Raw genomic sequence first — 16,489 nt, 5'->3', positions numbered from 1 at the left:
GCCGGTGAATCCAGCCCAGCGCTCCTTGCCCGATGCGCCGGGCGGCTGGCGCCGAGTGGCGGTGCTCGGCGTGCTCGGCGTGTTCGCGCTGGCGATTACCGCGCGCGCCTTCCAGCTGCAGATTCTCAGCAACGACGCCTACAGCAAGAAGGGCGACAACCAGTACGTGCGCATGCAGCAGATGCGCGCCCATCGCGGTGCCGTGCGCGATCGCAACGGCGAGCCGCTGGCTTTGTCGGCGCCGGTGGTGTCGATCACTGCCGAGCCGGAAAAGCTGCTGGCGGCAACCGGCACTCACGCAGCGCTGGCCAGCCTGCTGCAGGAAAGCCCGGCGGCGCTGGTCACCCGCGTGACCAAACTGCGCAAGCAGGGGCAGATCTATCTCAAGCATTACCTGACGCCGGAAGAGGGCGTGCAGATCGCGGCGCTGAAGGTGCCGGGCATCGGTGTCGAGCCGAACTACCGGCGCTTCTATCCGGCCGGTGAAGTCGCCGCTCATGTGGTCGGCTTTCTCGATTTCGAAGGCAATGCCGCCACCGGTGTGGAACGCAGCGCCGACGAGCGTCTGGCCGGCATGCCGGGCAAGCGACGGGTGATCCGCGACAACAAGAAACGCATTGTCGAAGATCCCACCGAGCTGACCCCGGCCCAGCCCGGTGACGATGTCGAAGTGACGCTCGATCTGCGCCTGCAGTACCTCGCCTATCGCGAGCTGAAGGCCGCGGTGGCCGAGAACCGCGCCAAGGGCGGCTTGATCGTGCTGGTCGATCCCCGCAGCGGCGACATCCTGGCCCTGGCCAGCCAGCCGGGCTTCAACCCTAACCGCTCCGATGTCCGCGATCCGGAGGCGATGCGCAACCGCGCCGTGGCGATGACCTTCGAGCCGGGCTCGACGGTCAAGCCGCTGCTGATCGCCCAGGCGCTGGAGACTGGCGCGATCCGCCCGGACTACACCGTCGATACCGGTAATGGCTTCCTGAAAGTGGCTGACGTCAACGTGCGCGATGTCCATGCCGCCGGTGTCGTCGATCTGGCGACCTTGCTGGCCAAGTCCTCGAATGTCGGCGCCGTGCACATCGGTCAGAAGATGGGCACCGAATCGATCTGGAACGGCTACACGAAGTTCGGTTTCGGCGACAAGGTGGGCTCCGGCCTGCCCGGCGAAGAACGCACCGTGCTGCGCGACTATCACCGCTGGCGCGCCTCGGACACGGTCACCGCGTCCTACGGCTATTCGTTCACCGCCAACGCGCTGCAACTGGTGCGTGCCTATTGCGCACTGGCCAACGATGGCCTGATGCCGGCGATCAGCATCTTGAAGCGCGACAGCGCCGTGCCGCCCCAGCGGGTGGTGTCGGCGCATACCGCGCAGCTGGTTCGCGGCCTGCTCGAAGGCGTCATCGTCAAGGGCGGCAGCGGCACCAAGGCCGCGGTGGCCGGCTATCGCGTTGCCGGCAAGACCGGCACGGTCAAGAAGAACGGCAAGGGCGGCTACATCAAGGGCGCCTACCAGTCGACGTTCGTCGGCATGATGCCGGCCGAGAATCCCAGCCTGGTGGCGCTGGTGATGATCGACGAGCCAGGCAATGGCGACTACTACGGCGGCGCGGTATCGGCGCCGGTGTTCGGTCATGTGATGGCCGGCGCGGCACGTCTGCTGCAGATCAAGCCGGACGAGCTGCCGCCGCTGCCGGAGCCGACGCCGGTGATCCCGCCGGTGCCGACGCAGCGAGTCGACATCGGCATGCCGATCGCGAGGGCGCAGCCGTGAACGCCGCACTCGCAACTCGCAGCCTGCGGACGCTGCTCGATGGCTATGCCAGCGACATCCCGGAACTCGCCGTCACCGGCCTGGCGCTCGACAGCCGTCAGCTCCAGCCCGGCGCACTGTTTCTCGCCGTGCAAGGCACTGCCACGCATGGCCTCGCGCACGCCGAAGCGGCGCTGAAGCGTGGCGCGACGGCGATCGCCTGGGAGTCGGCAGCGGGTGTCTCCGCGCCAGCGCTGCCGGTGCCGACGATTGCCGTGCCGAACCTGTCCCGCCATGCCGGCGAGATCGCCGCGCGCTGGTATCGTCAGCCATCGGCCGCGCTGTTCACCGCCGGCATCACCGGCACCGATGGCAAGACCTCCACCGCGCACCTGATCGCTCAGGCGCTGGATCGCCTCGACGTGCCTTGCGCCTACTTCGGCACGCTCGGTTACGGCCGGCTCGGTCGGCTTGCCGATGCTTCGCACACCACGCCGGATCCGGTGCGCCTGCAAGCCCTGCTTGCCGACAGCCGCGACGCCGGCGCGCAAGCCTGTGCGATGGAAGTGTCGTCCCATGCGCTCGATCAGGCACGCGTCGGCGGCGTTGCTTTCGATGTCGCCGTGCTGACCAATGTCGGCCGCGATCATCTCGACTATCACGGCACGGTCGAGCATTACGCGGCTGCCAAGCGCCGCCTGTTCGCGAGCGATGGCCTTGCGGCTGCCGTGCTGAATCGCGACGACGTCCACGGCGCGCGCTGGGCCGATGAACTGCTCGCCGAAGGCCGCACGCCGGTCGTCGTCTATGGTCTCGATGGTGCAGTCCCGGCCAGCGGGCAATACCTGATCGGCCGCACGCTGCGCCTGCATGCCGCCGGCCTGACGATGCAGATCGACAGCAGCTGGGGCGGCGCTCAACTGGACTGCCGCCTGCTCGGCCGCTTCAACGCCCACAACCTGCTTGCCGCACTCGCGGTGCTGCTGGTCAAAGGCATTGCGCTCGCTGATGCCGTCTCAGCGCTGGCCGAGTCGCAGACCGTGCCCGGCCGCATCGAAGCCTTCCGTGCCGAACACGGCCCGCTGGTGGTCGTCGATTACGCGCACACGCCGCAGGCGCTCGATGCGGTGCTGCGCGCCGTTCGCGCCCACACCGCTGGGAAGCTGGTTTGCGTGTTCGGCTGCGGCGGCGATCGTGATCGCGGCAAGCGGCCGTTGATGGGTGCGGCAGCCGTCAACGGTGCCGATGTCGCCATCGTCACCGACGACAACCCGCGCTCCGAATCACCTGCTGCGATTGCCGCCGACATCGTCGCCGGCCTGCCGCAAGGCAAAACGGTTCGCGTGATCCACGATCGCGCCGAAGCGATTCGCGCCGCGATTGCCGAAGCAGGCAGCGACGATGTCGTGCTGGTTGCCGGCAAGGGCCACGAGGACTACCAGCTGTACGGCGCCGAGCGGCGCTCGTTCTCGGATCGCGCCTACGTTGCGCAAGCGCTCGGTCTGGCGGTGCGCACATGAGCGACACCATGGAACGCCTGAGCGATGTCGCTCGCCGCATCGGTGCCAGCCTGCATGGCACCGATGCCGTGTTCTCACGCGTGATCACCGACACCCGTCAGCTGCAGCCGGGCGATCTGTTCGTCGCCTTGAAGGGCGATCGTTTCGATGGCCATGACTACGTTGCCCGGGCGATGAGCCTCGGCGCGGTCGGCGCACTGGTGTCGCGGATCGTCGACGGCGGCGGTTCGCAGATTCTGGTCGCCGACACCTTGGATGGTCTGCAGCGCTACGCACAGAGCTGGCGTCAGGATTTCGACCTTCCGGTGATCGGCATCACCGGCTCTACCGGCAAGACCACGACCAAACAGATGGTTGCCGCCGTGGTGGCCGCACGCGGCCCGGTGCTGGCCACGGTCGGCAATCTGAACAATCACATCGGCGTGCCGCTGACCCTGCTGACCCTGCGCGCCGAGCACCGCACGGCGGTGATCGAGATGGGCGCCAGCGGCCCGGGCGAGATCGCGCTGCTGGCCAGGTTGGCGCAGCCACAGATCGGCATCGTCACCCAGGCCGGCGATGCCCATCTCGAAGGTTTCGGTTCGCGTGAAGGCGTTGCCCATGCCAAGGGTGAGCTGTTCGCAGCGATCGCGAATCAGGCTTCAGGTGGTGTCGCGATCATCAATGCCGACGATCCCTACGCGCCCTTGTGGCGGCAGCTTGCCGGTGATGCCGCGGTGCTGAGCTTCGGCTTGGCCGAGACTGCCGACGTGCGTGCCGAAGATCTGGTCGGCGTGCCCGAGCACGCGCCGGAAGCGACGGCGTTCACCCTGGTCGCACCGGTCGGCGGCGCCCGTATCGAACTGGCGCTGCCGGGATTGCACAACGTGCAGAACGCGCTGTCGGCGGCGGCGGTCGGCATCGCGCTGAATCTCGGCATCGAGCAGATCGCCAAAGGTCTGGCCAATGTCGAGCCAGTGGCCGGGCGCCTGAACTGGAAGACCACGCGCGAAGGTGCGCGGGTGCTCGACGACAGCTACAACGCCAATCCCACGTCCTTGCGCGCCGCGCTGGATCTGCTCGCCAGCCTGCCGGGTGAGCGCTGGCTGGTGCTTGGCGAAATGCGCGAACTGGGGCCGGATGCCGCCAGCATTCACGAAGATGCCGGCCGCGCCGCGCGTTCGCTGGGCATCGATCGTCTGTACACGCTCGGCGAGATGGCCGGCCATGCCGCCGACGGCTACGGCGATACCGCAGACAGTTACGAGGAGCTCGACGATCTCGTCGCAGCGCTCAAGGATCAACTTGCAGAGGGCGTGACGGTGCTGGTGAAGGGTTCGCGCGGCGCGCGCATGGAACGAGTGGTGGCCGCGCTGACCGGCGCCAAGACCGAGGCAGCGCACTGATGCTGTACGCGCTCTTCCATCATCTTGAGCATTACGTCAGCGGCTTCAACCTGTTCGGCTATCTGACCTTCCGCGCCATCCTCGGCGTGCTGACCGCGCTGCTGTTCTGCTTCGTCACCGGTCCGGCAATCATCCGCCGCCTGCAGGTGCTGAAGTTCGGCCAGGTGATTCGTACCGACGGCCCGCAATCGCATCTGAAGAAGACCGGCACGCCGACCATGGGCGGCTCGATGATCATCGCCGGCATCGCCATCGCGACCTTGCTGTGGGCCGATCTGAGCAATCGCTTCATCTGGTTCGCGCTGATCGTGACCTTGGCTTTCGGCGCGGTCGGTTTCGCCGACGACTACCTGAAGATCACCCGCAAGAACACCAAGGGCCTGGTCGCGCGGAAGAAATATTTCTGGCTGTCGCTGGCGGGCTTCGGCACCGCAGTGGCGATCTACCTGACGGCGAAGACACCGATCGAAACCAGCCTGATCGTGCCGTTCGTCAAGGACGTGACCATTCCGCTCGGCCTGTTCTTCATTCCCTGGACCTATCTGGTCATCGTCGGCTCATCGAACGCGGTGAACCTGACCGATGGCCTCGATGGTCTGGCGATCATGCCGACCGTGCTGGTCGCCTCCGCACTCGCGGTGTTCGCGTACTCCACCGGCAACGTCAAGATCGCCGCCTACCTCGGCATTCCATATATCCAGGGCGTCGGCGAACTGGCGGTGTTCTGCACCGCGATCGCCGGTGCCGGCCTGGGTTTCCTGTGGTTCAACGCCTATCCGGCCGAAGTATTCATGGGCGATGTCGGCGCGCTGGCGCTCGGTGCAGCACTCGGCGTGGTCGCGGTGCTGGTGCGGCAGGAAATCGTGCTGGCGATCATGGGCGGCGTGTTCGTCGCCGAGACCTTGTCGGTCGCGATCCAGGTGCTGTACTTCAAGTACTCCGGCGGCAAACGCATCTTCCGGATGGCGCCGCTGCACCACCACTTCGAGCTGAAGGGCTGGCCCGAGCCGAAGATCATCGTCCGCTTCTGGATCATCACGCTGATTCTGGTGCTGATCGGCCTGTCTACTCTGAAGGTGCGCTGATGACACGGTTCCGCGAAGCGTGGGTGCGGGAATCAGCGCAGCGCGCCGCCAGCACGACCGTCGCTGGCGATTCGACGCTCCCGGGGGCGCGGTGATGGGCCGTTACGCCAATCAGTTCATCCTGGTCGTCGGCCTCGGCAAGAGCGGTAGCTCGACGGTCCGCTACCTGGCGCGCGAAGGCGCGACTCTGGCGCTGACCGATTCGCGAGCGACGCCGGCCGGTGTCGACGAACTGCTGGAGCTGGCACCGGGCGCGGTGCTGAAGCTCGGTGCCTTCGCAGCGCCCGAGCCGCTGTCACAGTTCGCCTTCGCGGTGGTCTCGCCCGGCGTGCCGCTCGATGATCCGTTCATCGCTCGCTTGCGTGCCGCCAAGATCGAACTGATCGGCGACATCGAACTGTTCGCCCGCGCGGTCGGCGATACGCCGGTGATCGGCATCACCGGCTCGAACGGCAAGAGCACGGTCACCGAACTGGTCGGCGCGATGGCGCGCGAGGCCGGCGTCAATGTCGGCGTCGGCGGCAACCTCGGCACGCCGGCGCTGGACCTGCTCGATGATGCCCGGCAGCTCTATGTGCTCGAGCTGTCGAGCTTCCAGCTGGAAACCACCGAAACCCTGAAGCTGGCCGCGGCGACGGTGCTGAACATCTCGCCGGACCATCTCGACCGCCACGGCTCGATCGAGCGCTATACGGCCGCCAAGGCGCGCATCTACGCGCATGCCCAGACCGCGATCGTCAATCGCGATGACCGCTCCACGCATACCGGCGCGCATACCGCGCGGCGCGTCATCAGCTTCGGCCCGGACGTACCGGGCAAGGGCCATTACGGCCTGATCCAGCACGACGGCGAGCCCTGGGCCGCACGCGGCGACACGCCGCTGTTCCCGCTCGCCAGCCTGAAGATCGAAGGCCAGCACAACGCCGTCAATGCGCTCGCCGCGTTCGCGCTTGCCGAAGCGGCAGGCTTGAACGAAGTCGGCATCTTCTCGGCACTGTTCAGCTTTCCCGGGCTGGCCCATCGCTGCGAATGGGTTGCCGATCTCGACGGCGTGTCCTGGATCAACGATTCCAAGGGCACCAATGTCGGCGCCACGCTGGCGGCATTGCAGGGTCTGCAGGGGCCACTGGTCTGGATCGCCGGCGGGCAGGGCAAGGGCCAGGATTTCTCTGCGCTGCGCGCGCCGCTGGCCGAGAAGGCACGAGCCGCGATCCTGTTCGGACAGGACGCCGCCGCGATCCAGAAGGACCTCGGCGGCCGGATCGAAGTGAAGCGGGTCGATGACCTTGCGGCTGCCGTCGCCGAAGCACGGACCATTGCCCGTCATGGCGATCGCGTGCTGCTGTCGCCGGCCTGCGCCAGCCTCGATCAGTTCAAGAACTACGAAGAACGCGGCAGCCGTTTTCGCGAATTGGTCCGCGAGTTGGCCCGCGAACAGGTGCCGGGGCTCGTCACATGAGCGCCACCCAGCAAGGCAACCTGCCGTTCCGCATTTCGCCGGCCCGCTATGGCCTCGATACCGGCCTGTGCCTGGCGGTGACGATCCTGATCTCCTGGGGGCTGGTGATGGTCGCTTCGGCTTCGGTCGCGGTGTCCGAGCGCATGGCCGATGCGTCGACGATGTATTACTTCCAGCGCCAGCTGATGTTCGTCGCGATGGGCATCAGCGCCGGTGCGCTGGCCTTCGTGGTGCCGATGAAATCCTGGGAACAGGTCGGGCCGCTGCTGCTGGCGCTGGCGCTGTTCCTGCTGGTGCTGGTGCTGGTGCCGGGCATCGGCATCGTCCGCAATGGTGCGCGGCGCTGGATCTCGATCGGCCCGTTCCTGCTCCAGGTGTCCGAACCGGCGCGGCTGGCAGTGATCGTCTATCTCGCCGGCTACATCGTTCGCCGCCAGGTGCCGCTCCGCTCGACGACGATGGGCCTGATCGCGCCATTCATTCCGCTGGCGATCGTCGGCGGTCTGCTGATCCTCGAACGCGATTTCGGCGCCACCGCGATCCTGATGGCGGTGGCGCTGCTGATGCTGTTCATCGGCGGCGCGCGGCTGCGCGACATGCTGCTGATCGGCGGCGGCGTGGCCGGTGTGCTGGCGATGTTGGCGGTTGCCGCGCCGTATCGCGTGCGTCGCCTGCTGAGCTTCGCCAACCCGGACATGGGCGCGCGCGACGAGAACTTTCAGCTGGCCCAGTCCCTGATCGCGGTCGGCCGCGGCGAGTGGTTCGGCGTCGGCCTCGGCAACAGCCTGCAGAAGCTGCTGTACCTGCCCGAGATGCATACCGATTTCATCTTCGCGATCCTCGCCGAAGAATTCGGCCTGTTCGGCGTGCTGGTGTTGATGGGCCTGTTCGCGACCGTGGTCTGGCGCGGCTTCGTGATCGGCCAGACGGCCGAACGGCTCAACAACCGCTTCAGCGCCTATCTCTGCTACGGCCTGTCCGGCTGGTTCGGCCTGCAGACGCTGATCAACCTCGGCGTCAACATGGGCGCCCTGCCGACCAAGGGCTTGACCCTGCCGTTCATGAGCTACGGCGGTTCGAGCCTGATCACCGTCTGCGTGATGGTCGCGCTGGTGCTGCGGGTCGATTACGAGAATCGCTTTCTTCAGGCCGGGCATCCAGGGCAAGCGAGGTCGCTTCGCGAGCATGTCTCGCGGACCTCGCTTGCGACCAGCCATGGATGGCTGGGCCGGCGCTGGGGAAATTGGCTCGGTCGCGGCAGGGATGCCAGTGCGAACTCGTCGAAGAGGGCGCGCTCATGAAAATCATGATCTGCGCCGGAGGAACCGGAGGCCACGTCTACCCGGCACTGGCCGTCGCCAAGGTGCTGATGCATCGCGGCCATGAAGTGGTGTGGATGGGTACGCCGGACAGCTTCGAAGCGCGCGTGGTCCCGCAGCACGGCATCGTCATGGAACTGGTGCGGGTCAAGGGTCTGCGCGGCAAGGGCGTGATCAAGCTGCTGACCGCGCCGCTGACTCTGGCGCGGGCGATGCTCGATGCCATCAAGGTGCTGCGTCGCGTGCGGCCGAACATGGTGCTCGGCATGGGCGGATTTGCCGCTGGTCCGGGCGGGCTCGCGGCCTGGCTGTCTGGCCGACCGCTGGTGATCCACGAACAGAATGCCGCGCCGGGCCTGACCAATCGCCTGCTGGCGCGGATCGCGTCGAAGGTGCTGCAAGCGTTCCCGGATACCTTCGAAAAGCTCGGTTTCAAGGACGCGATCACGGTCGGCAATCCGGTGCGCACCGGCTTTGTGGAACTGGCGTCGCCCGCGGCGCGATTGACCGCGCACGATGTGGTGCCGCGCCTGCTGGTGCTCGGCGGCAGTCAGGGCGCGCGGGCCCTGAACGAACTGGTGCCGGCCGCACTCGCGCTGCTGCCGGAAGGGCCGCGTCCGCAGGTCCGCCATCAGGCCGGCCGGACGCTGGACATCGCCAAGGCCGCCTACGCCAAGGCCGGTGTCGATGGCGACGTGACCGCGTTCATTGACGACATGCCGGCCGCCTACGACTGGGCCGATCTGGTCATCTGCCGCTCCGGCGCCTCGACGATCGCCGAACTCGCTGCTGCCGGCAGTGCTGCGCTGCTGGTGCCGTTTCCGCATGCGGTCGACGATCACCAGACTCGCAACGGTGAATACCTGGTGCACGCGGGTGCTGCGCAGATGATCGCGGAAGCCGAGCTGTGTCCTTTGCATCTGGCCGAAACGCTGCGTGCGCTGCTCGGCGATCGCGCCCGCCTGGTCGAGATGGCGACGGCTGCGCGCACCGCTGCCTGGGGCGCTGCCGACGAGCGTATTGCCGATCTGTGCCTTGAAGCGGGAGGCGCAAAATGACCACGCTCGGCACCCAGCCGATGCGCCGTATCCGGCGCATCCATCTGCTCGGCATCGGCGGCTCCGGCATGGCTGGCATCGCTGAAGTGCTGCTCAATCTCGGCTATCAGGTCTCCGGTTCGGATCTGAAGGAAAGTGCTGCGACCAGGCGTCTGATCTCGTTCGGCGCGGTGATCGCCTACGGCCATGACGCGGCGCGAGTCGACACCGTCGACGTCGTGGTGATCTCGACGGCGATCAAGGCCGACAACCCTGAACTGGTCGCCGCGCGCGCCGCGCGCATTCCGGTGGTTCGCCGCGCCGAAATGCTCGCCGAGCTGATGCGCTTCCGCTACGGCGTCGCCGTCGCCGGCACCCACGGCAAGACCACGACCACCAGCCTGGTTGCCAGCGTGCTCGCCGAGGGCGGTCTCGATCCGACCTATGTGATCGGCGGCAAGCTGAAGAGCGCCGGCACCAACGCCAAGCTCGGCGGCGGCACCTATCTGGTCGCCGAGGCCGACGAGAGCGATGCCAGCTTCCTGCATCTGACGCCGATGATCGCGATCGTCACCAACATCGACGCCGATCACCTGGAAACCTACGGCGGTGACTTCCGCCGCCTGCGCGCCACCTTCATCGAATTCCTGCAGCGCCTGCCGTTCTACGGCCTCGCGGTGCTCTGCGCCGACGACGCCGAAGTGCGCGACATTATCGAAGAGATCGGCCGCCCGGTGCTGACCTACGGCATCGACGAACCGGCCGATCTGCGCGCAGCGAACATCCGCTTCGAAGCCAGCGGCGCCCACTTCGATGTCGTGCTGGCCGACGGCTCGATCGAGCCGATGCATCTGAATCTGCCGGGCCGCCACAACGTGCTGAACGCGCTCGCCGCGATTGCCGTGGCGCGCGAACTCGGTGTGAGTTTCGAGGCGATGCGCAAGGCGCTGTCCGAATTCGAAGGCGTTGGCCGCCGCTGCGAATCGCATGGCGACTGGACGATCGGCGACGCCACCGTGCGCCTGGTCGACGACTACGGTCATCACCCGCGCGAGCTGAAGGTGACCTTCGACGCGATTCGCGGCGCCTACCCGGGCCGCCGTCTGGTCGTCGCCTTCCAGCCGCACCGCTACAGCCGCACGCGCGATCTGTTCGACGATTTCTGCGCGGTGCTGACCGAAACCGATGCGCTGCTGCTGACCGAGGTCTACGCCGCTGGCGAAGCCCCGCTGCCGGATGCCGATGGCCGTGCGCTGGCGCGCGGTATCCGCGCGCGCGGCAAGGTCGAGCCGGTGTTCGTTCGCACCGTTGCCGAAGCGCCGGACGCGCTGGCTTCGATGCTTCATGACGGCGATGTGCTGCTGACTGTGGGCGCTGGTGACATCGGTGGCCTCGCGGGTTTGCTGGCCAGTACCTGGGAGGCAGCCCAGTGATGCGCGAGCCGATGCCCGTCCAGATTCGCGGCCTGCTGCATGCCGGCGAGCCGCTGTCGCGGCATACCAGCTGGCGAGTCGGTGGTCCGGCGGATCGTTATTTCGAGCCGGCCGATCGTGCCGATCTCGTCGCGTTTGTCCGCGCGCTGCCGGCGAACGAGCCGGTGCTGTGGCTCGGCCTCGGCTCGAACCTGCTGGTGCGCGATGGCGGCTTCCGTGGCACGGTGATCGCGCTGCATGGCGCGCTCGATGAACTGACGCGGGACGAGGCTGGACAGGTCTACGCCGAAGCCGGGGTGCACTGCGCACGGTTGGCGAAGTTCGCCGAGCGCCAGCAGCTGGCCGGGCTCGGCTACATGGCCGGCATTCCCGGCACCGTTGGTGGCGCGCTGGCGATGAACGCCGGTGCCTGGGGCGGAGAGACCTGGCCGACGGTCGCCGAAGTCGATGTGCTGATGCGCGACGGCAGCATCGTGTCGCTGACGCCGTCGGCGTTCGAGATCGGCTATCGCACGGTCGTGCCGCCAGCTGATTTCCTGGGCTTCCTGGCCGCGCGTTTCAAGGTGACGGCCGACGTCGATGGCCGCTATGCCGCGGCAACCCGCGACTCGCTGGCCCAGCGCAAGGCGACGCAGCCGGTCGGCAAGCCGAGTGCCGGCAGCACTTTCCGCAATCCGCCCGGCGATCACGCTGCGCGGCTGATCGAAAGCTGCGGCCTGAAAAACCATCGCATTGGCGGCGCGCACGTCTCGCAGCAGCACGCCAATTTCATCCTGACCGAGGAGGGCGCTTGCGCCGCCGACGTCGAAGCCCTGATCGAGCACGTCCGCACCACCGTGAAGCTGAAAACCGGCATCGAGCTGCATCCCGAAGTTCGCGTCGTCGGGGAGAACGTCGATGCGTAAGCGCACCAGCAATCCCAAGGACTTCGGCAAGGTGGCCGTGCTGATGGGCGGCTGGTCCGCCGAACGCCAGGTCTCGCTGTGGTCCGGCGAAGGCGTGCTCGCGGCCCTGAAGCGGCTGGGCATCGATGCGATCGGCGTCGATGCCGATCGCGAAGCGCTGTTGACGCTGCCGAAGCTCGGCGTCGATCGCGCGTTCAGCGTGCTGCACGGCACCGGCGGCGAAGACGGCACCGTGCAGGCGGTGCTCGATCTGCACGGCATTCCGTATCCGGGTTCCGGCGTGCTGGCTTCGGCGCTGGCGATGGACAAGCTGCGCACCAAGCGGATCTGGAAGGCCGAGCGCCTGCCGACGCCGGACTGGCGGATTCTCGGCAGCGTGGCTGACGCGCATGCCGCGGCCGAACGCTTCGGCTACCCGTTCATCATCAAGCCGGCGGCCGATGGTTCGTCGGTGGGCGTGTCGAAGGTCAAGGAGAAGGGGCAGGTCGAGGCTGCATACGTCGACGCGCTCGGCGAGGGCCGCGTGGTGATGGCCGAAGCGTTCATCGCCGGCGGCGAATACACCTGCGCGATGCTCGATGGCGAGCCGCTGCCGGTGATCCGCATCGAGCCGGCCGGCGAGTTCTACGACTACCACTCGAAGTACATCTCCGACGACACCCGCTACATCTGCCCGACCGATCTGGTACCGACCCACGAGCAGGAACTGCAGGCGATCTGCGCCCAGGCTTTCGAAGCGATCGGCGGCCGCGGCTGGGGCCGGGTCGACTTCATGATGGACGCCAACGGCGCGCCCTGGCTGCTCGAAGTGAACACCCTGCCAGGCATGACCTCGCACAGCCTGGTGCCCATGGCCGCGCGAGCCGTCGGCATGGATTACGACGCCCTCTGCTGGGCCATTCTCGAAACCACGCTGCACCAAGATGGAGGCGCCGCCTGATGAGCGCGACGAGCCTGCGTTCGCCGTCGATCGCAACCCCAAGCCTGCCGCGTCCGGTGCTCGGCGTGCTGGCAACGGCCGCCACCGTGGCGTTGCTGATGCTGCTGTGGACGATGGTCGCGCCGCTGGTCAATCGCCCGGTGACGGCGCTGCGGGTCGATGGTGCGCTGAACCGGCTGAGCCCGGTCGATATCGCGATCGCGGTGGATGCCGGGCTCAACCTGCGCCTGTTCGATGCCGATCTCGAGACCCTGCGCGAGCATGTCGAAGCGCTGCCGTGGGTGGCCTCGGCGCGCGTCAGCCGTGTATGGCCGGACGTGCTGGCGGTGAAAGTGGTCGAGCGTGTGCCGTATGCACGCTGGGGCGAGGGCCGGATGATCGACAGCAACAGTCAGATCTTCGCGCCGAGCGCCGACGAAATTCCTCAGAGCCTGCCGCTGCTGTCGGCGCCCCCAGGCCATGAAGCCGAGGCCGCAGCCGTGTTCGACGATCTGCGCCTGCGTCTGTCCGGCAGCGCCTTCGCGCCGAGCGGGCTGGCGCTGGATGCGCGTGGCGAATGGCGGATGAGCAATGCCGTCGGCATCGAACTGCGCCTGGGTCAGGGCGATCCGCGCGAAAGGCTGCCGCTGATTCTCGGCGCGGTCAGCACGACCCTGGCTCATCAGCTGGAGAAGGTCGCTTACATCGATCTTCGTTATTCAAATGGATTTTCGGTGGGCTGGAAGGATGGCATTGCGCCACCAACCGGCGGCCGTGCACCCACCGTGAGCAGGAAGCCATGAACAAGAACAGAAAGCCGGAGTATCTCGTCAGCCTCGATGTCGGCACCTCCAAGGTCGCCGCGATGATCGGTGAAGTGGGCGCCAACGGCGTCGTCCAGGTCGTCGGCCTCGGCGTCGCGCCGACCCGCGGCCTGAAGAAGGGTGTGGTGATCAATATCGACAACACCGTCGACTCGATCCGCCGCGCCGTCGAAGCCGCCGAGCTGATGGCGAATTGCCGCGTCCGTGCGGCGCACGTCGGCATCACCGGCACCCATATCCGTTCGCTGAACTCAGTCGGCGTGGTGCCGATTCGCCACCGCGAGATCACCGCGCGCGATGTCGACGCCGTGATCGAAGCGGCGAGCGCGATGGCGATCCCAGCCGATCAGCAGATCCTGCATGTGGTGCCGCAGGAATACGTGGTCGATGGCCAGGAAGGTATCCAGGATCCGATCGGCATGAGCGGTGTGCGCCTGGAAGCCAAGGTGCACATGGTCACCGGCACCTTGTCTGCCGCGCAGAACCTCTACAAGTGCGTCGAGCGCTGCGGCCTGACCGTCGAGCGTCTGGTGCTGCAGCATCTGGCGTCGGCCGACGCGGTGCTTTCGGCGGACGAGCGCGACCTGGGTATCTGCCTTGTCGACATTGGCGGCGGCACCTGCGACATCGCCGTGTTCAAGGGCGGTTCGATCCGCCACACGGCGGTGATCCCGATTGCCGGCGATCTGGTCACCAGCGATATCGCGGTGGCTTTCCGCACGCCGGCCCAGCATGCCGAAGCGATCAAGCTGAAGTACGGCTGTGCGCTGCCGGAACTGGTGGCGCACGACGCGCCGATCGACGTGCCCGGTGTCGGCGAATCGCCGACCCGGCATCTGTCGCGGCAGATGCTCGCCGAGGTGATGCGGCCGCGCTTCGAGGAACTGTTCCGCTACGTACGCAAGGAACTGCATCGGGCCGACGTCTACGAACTGATCGCCGGCGGCGTGGTGCTCACCGGTGGCGTGGCGCAGACGCCGGGAATTCTCGAGCTGGCCGAGGAAGTGCTGGAAGTCGGCGTGCGCCTCGGTCTGCCGCAAGACGTGTCCGGCATCGAGGAAGTTTCGCGCTCGCCGGCCTATTCGACCGGCGTCGGCCTGCTGCTGTTCGCGCGCCAGCAGCGCCCGTTCAGCGGTGGCGGCAGCGGCGGCGGCATGCGCCGTCTGGGCGGCAGCGATGCCGGCCAGTTGATCAGCCGGATGAAGGGCTGGTTCAAGGGAAATCTGTGAATGGATTCGAGCCGGGTTGTTTGCGCGATCCGGCCTGAGCGTTGCGATGGAAAAGTGGCCGAGGCGGCAGAAAAACCAGCAGTAAATCAGTAGCGAATGACGATTTGATGGGCGGCGGCAGAAACAAGGCTTCATCTGCGGTTCCAGCGTGGCAACATTGACGAATGACGGAGAAAAACATGGGCGGAAGCAAGCAATCCAACGAGCTGTATGAACTGGTCGACGGCGTCACGCCGCGCGCGGTCATCCGCGTCATCGGTGTCGGCGGCGGCGGTTGCAACACGGTCAACCAGATGGCTGCGGCAAACATCGACGGCGTCGAGTTCATCGTCGCCAACACCGATCGGGACCATCTCGAGAAGTGCCGGCCGACGCTGCAGCTGCAGATCGGCGCAGAAGTGACGCGCGGCCTCGGTGCCGGCTCCAATCCGAAGGTCGGCCGCGAGGCTGCCGAGGAAGATCGCGACCGCATTCGCGAAATGCTGGAAGGCACCGATCTGCTGTTCATCACTGCCGGCATGGGGGGTGGTACCGGCACCGGCGCTGCGCCGGTGATCGCCGAGATCGCCCGTGAACTCGGCATCCTGACCGTGGCCGTGGTCACCAAGCCGTTCCCGCATGAAGGCAAGAAGCGCATGGCGATCGCGCAGGAAGGCATCTTGCAGCTGCAGCAGCATGTCGACTCGCTGATCATGATTCCGAACGAGAAGCTGCGTCTCGTCCTCGGCGGCGCGGTCACCCTGCTGTCCGGCTTCAAGGCCGCCAACGACGTGCTGCAGAACGCGGTGCAGGGCATTTCCGACCTGATCACCCGTCCGGGCATGATGAATGTCGATTTCGCCGACGTGAAGACGGTGATGACCAATCGCGGCATGGCGATGATGGGTCTCGGCGCTGCCAGCGGCGAAGACCGCGCCCGCAAGGCCGTCGAAGCCGCACTGTCCAGCCCGTTGCTCGATGATCTGGAACTGACCGGCGCCCGCGGCATCCTGGTCAACATCACCAGCGACGAGTCGCTGACCCTCGACGAACTGGAACTGATCAACGATCGCATCGGCGAGATCGCGTCCGGCGAAGCCGACATCAAGTGCGGCACCTCGTTCGATCCGACCCTGGGCGGCGAACTGCGCGTCACCGTCGTCGCCACCGGCCTCGAAGGTTCGCGCGTCGCGCTCAAGGCGGTGCCGCAGGAACAGCTTTCGACCCGTCTGCGCGCCAGCGGCGCGCCGCTCGGCACCGAAGGTCTCGGTAGCCGTGGTGGTGTGGTGACCGCGCTGCGTCAGCAGACCGAGCCGAGCTGGGCGCCGCGCCTGCACGAATCGACGAATGCCGCGCCGGTGCGCAATGCGCGTCCGGGCGTCAATCCGGCGTTTGCGGCGCTCGATTACAACGAGGAAATGCTCGACATTCCGGCTTTCCTGCGCGCGCAGGCCGACTGAGAGGTAGATCAACCTGAGGCTGGCCCTTCGCCCGGTCAGCCTGCGTCTTCGTCGCTGAAAGGCGGCGCGCGACCTTCGCCCAGTCGCGTGCCGTACTGCCTTCGTCGCCGTCATTTGCCGCAGCGTCAGCGGCCGGACGAGCAGACAAATGTTGCACTGCGATCGTGACCGGAACTCGATGTTAA

The 16,489-nt window shown here is 66.9% G+C and carries 13 protein-coding genes; all 13 read left to right on the top strand.

The window, feature by feature from the left end; genetic code table 11:
• Positions 1-4 precede the first annotated feature (4 nt).
• The 13 genes from G513_RS21910 (at position 5) to ftsZ (ending at position 16,304) form a co-directional block, all read left to right on the top strand.
• Positions 5-1,771 (top strand): peptidoglycan D,D-transpeptidase FtsI family protein, encoded by a 1,767-nt coding sequence (locus G513_RS21910; RefSeq protein ID WP_169560559.1) that lies wholly within the window; start codon positions 5-7, stop codon positions 1,769-1,771.
• Positions 1,768-3,270, top strand: coding sequence for a UDP-N-acetylmuramoyl-L-alanyl-D-glutamate--2,6-diaminopimelate ligase (locus G513_RS0107395; protein ID WP_022976188.1), 1,503 nt, complete (start codon positions 1,768-1,770; stop codon positions 3,268-3,270). The genes G513_RS21910 and G513_RS0107395 overlap by 4 nt, the downstream gene beginning before the upstream one ends.
• Positions 3,267-4,655 (top strand): UDP-N-acetylmuramoyl-tripeptide--D-alanyl-D-alanine ligase, encoded by a 1,389-nt coding sequence (locus G513_RS0107390; protein WP_022976187.1) that lies wholly within the window; start codon positions 3,267-3,269, stop codon positions 4,653-4,655. The genes G513_RS0107395 and G513_RS0107390 overlap by 4 nt, the downstream gene beginning before the upstream one ends.
• A complete protein-coding gene (gene mraY / locus G513_RS0107385) occupies positions 4,655-5,740 on the top strand; it encodes a phospho-N-acetylmuramoyl-pentapeptide-transferase (RefSeq protein WP_022976186.1) in 1,086 nt (361 codons plus the stop codon). Before G513_RS0107390 ends, mraY begins: the two co-directional genes overlap by 1 nt.
• A 94-nt stretch (positions 5,741-5,834) precedes the next feature.
• Positions 5,835-7,199: a UDP-N-acetylmuramoyl-L-alanine--D-glutamate ligase gene (gene murD, locus G513_RS0107380; RefSeq protein ID WP_022976185.1), complete on the top strand. Its 1,365-nt coding sequence runs from the start codon at positions 5,835-5,837 to the stop codon at positions 7,197-7,199.
• Positions 7,196-8,500 carry a putative lipid II flippase FtsW gene (gene ftsW, locus G513_RS21905; protein ID WP_022976184.1) on the top strand — a complete coding sequence of 435 codons (1,305 nt, stop codon included), beginning with the start codon at positions 7,196-7,198 and terminating at the stop codon, positions 8,498-8,500. Before murD ends, ftsW begins: the two co-directional genes overlap by 4 nt.
• Complete coding sequence (murG, locus tag G513_RS0107370) at positions 8,497-9,576, top strand: undecaprenyldiphospho-muramoylpentapeptide beta-N-acetylglucosaminyltransferase (RefSeq protein ID WP_022976183.1); 1,080 nt, start codon at positions 8,497-8,499, stop codon at positions 9,574-9,576. The genes ftsW and murG overlap by 4 nt, the downstream gene beginning before the upstream one ends.
• Positions 9,573-10,988 carry a UDP-N-acetylmuramate--L-alanine ligase gene (gene murC / locus G513_RS0107365; protein WP_022976182.1) on the top strand — a complete coding sequence of 472 codons (1,416 nt, stop codon included), beginning with the start codon at positions 9,573-9,575 and terminating at the stop codon, positions 10,986-10,988. The genes murG and murC overlap by 4 nt, the downstream gene beginning before the upstream one ends.
• An 11-nt stretch (positions 10,989-10,999) precedes the next feature.
• Positions 11,000-11,893: a UDP-N-acetylmuramate dehydrogenase gene (murB, locus tag G513_RS0107360; protein ID WP_156891480.1), complete on the top strand. Its 894-nt coding sequence runs from the start codon at positions 11,000-11,002 to the stop codon at positions 11,891-11,893.
• Positions 11,886-12,833, top strand: a complete 948-nt coding sequence (locus G513_RS0107355) for a D-alanine--D-alanine ligase (RefSeq protein ID WP_022976180.1) — start codon at positions 11,886-11,888, stop codon at positions 12,831-12,833. Before murB ends, G513_RS0107355 begins: the two co-directional genes overlap by 8 nt.
• The gene (locus G513_RS0107350; protein ID WP_022976179.1) at positions 12,833-13,615 is read left to right on the top strand and encodes a cell division protein FtsQ/DivIB; all 783 of its coding nucleotides are present in this window, start codon (positions 12,833-12,835) and stop codon (positions 13,613-13,615) included. Before G513_RS0107355 ends, G513_RS0107350 begins: the two co-directional genes overlap by 1 nt.
• Entirely contained in the window at positions 13,612-14,865 is a 1,254-nt protein-coding gene (gene ftsA, locus G513_RS0107345; protein WP_022976178.1) for a cell division protein FtsA, read from the top strand. The genes G513_RS0107350 and ftsA overlap by 4 nt, the downstream gene beginning before the upstream one ends.
• 179 nt (positions 14,866-15,044) lie before the next feature.
• Complete coding sequence (ftsZ, locus tag G513_RS0107340; RefSeq protein WP_022976177.1) at positions 15,045-16,304, top strand: cell division protein FtsZ; 1,260 nt, start codon at positions 15,045-15,047, stop codon at positions 16,302-16,304.
• Positions 16,305-16,489 lie beyond the last annotated feature (185 nt).

This window comes from Nevskia ramosa DSM 11499 (assembly GCF_000420645.1).
Taxonomy (GTDB): Bacteria; Pseudomonadota; Gammaproteobacteria; order Nevskiales; family Nevskiaceae; genus Nevskia; species Nevskia ramosa.
The sequence above is the reverse complement of the archived record's forward strand: the minus strand, read 5'-3'. Positions and strand labels throughout refer to the sequence as shown.